General features: G+C 71.0%; 1 protein-coding gene. It reads right to left on the reverse strand.

Annotation, left to right across the window (positions count from 1 at the left end; genetic code table 11):
* Positions 1-1412 (reverse strand): DEAD/DEAH box helicase (locus Q0444_RS01905; protein ID WP_299020894.1); only part of this gene is annotated, 1412 nt, incomplete at its 3' end.
* Positions 1413-1530 lie beyond the last annotated feature (118 nt).

A 1530-nucleotide genomic window follows, 5' to 3' on the forward strand; every position in this document is an offset into this window, starting at 1 on the left:
AACGCCCGCCCGGCCCCCCCCGGGCGGCCGCCCCGCGGGCCGCCCCGCGCCCCGTCACGGGGGTCGTCCCGCCGGTCGTCGCGGCGGTCGTCCCGGCGGTCATCGCGGCGGACCGGCCGGTCCGGCTCGCTCATGAGGAAGTCGGTGGAGTTGCGGGACTGGGTGGCCAGCGCGGCCGCGATGTCGGCCATCGACACGGAGTGCTCGGAGGCGTACTCCTCGACCAGGCGACGGAACAGGGCGATGTGCGTGTCGTCCAGGCTCTCGGTGATCGACTGCGCGAACTTGGCCATCCGCATCTCGTTGACGTCGTCCACACTCGGGAGTTGGATCTCCGTCAGCGGCTGACGCGTGGCCCGCTCGATCTGCGAGAGCAGCCGCCGCTCGCGGGGGGTCACGAAGAGCAACGCGTGCCCGCTCCGACCCGCGCGACCCGTTCGGCCGATCCGGTGCACGTACGACTCGGTGTCGTGGGGGATGTCGTAGTTGACGACGTGGCTGATCCGCGGCACGTCGAGGCCGCGCGCGGCCACGTCGGTGGCCACCAGGATGTCGGTGCGGCCGTCCTTGAGCGCCTCGATGGTCCGCTCGCGGAGATTCTGGGGGATGTCACCGTTGATCGGTGCCGCCGAGAACCCACGGGCCCGGAGCCGTTCAGCGAGCTCCTCCGTGGCCGACTTGGTCCGGACGAACAGGATCATCGCGTCGAAGTCCTCGACCTCGAAGATCCTCGTCAGGGCGTCGAGCTTGTCGCGGTGGTTGACGAGCACGTAGCGCTGCTCGATGGTCGGCGCGGTGGCCGTCTTGGACGCGACCTTCACCTCCGCCGGATCCGTGAGGTACTTCTGCGAGATCCGACGGATCGCGGCCGGCATCGTGGCCGAGAAGAGCGCGACCTGGGTGGTCTCCGGGGTGTCCGAGAGGATCCGCTCCACGTCCTCCTGGAAACCCATCGCGAGCATCTCGTCGGCCTCGTCGAGCACCAGATGCCGCAGGCCCGAGAGGTCGAGCGTGCCCTTCTTCAGGTGATCGATCACGCGACCCGGCGTACCGACGATGATCTGCGCGCCCCGGCGCAGGCCCGACAGCTGGATTCCGTAGGCCTGGCCGCCGTAGATCGGCAGGACGTTGACCTGGGGCATGTTGGCGGAGTACGTGATACAGGCCTCGGCGACCTGGAGCGCGAGCTCCCGGGTCGGGGCCAGGATCAGTGCCTGGGGGCTCTTGACCGCGGGGTCGATGAGGGACAGGATCGGCAGCGCGAAAGCGGCGGTCTTGCCCGTACCGGTCTGTGCGAGGCCCACGACGTCGCGTCCCGCGAGCACGAGCGGGATGGTGGCCGCCTGGATGGCGGAGGGGATCTCGTAGCCCACATCGCGGACCGCCTGGGCGACCGCCGGGGCGAGCCCCATGTCGGCGAACGTCGGCGCCTCGGGGTCGGTCTCGTCAGGCTTCGCCACGACCGGCTCGCGCACCTCGGCGGCGGGCTCCGGCTTCTCGGCGGCGGGCTCCGGCTTCTCGGCGGCGGGC

This window comes from uncultured Dietzia sp. (assembly GCF_937873725.1).
GTDB lineage: Bacteria > Actinomycetota > Actinomycetes > Mycobacteriales > Mycobacteriaceae > Dietzia.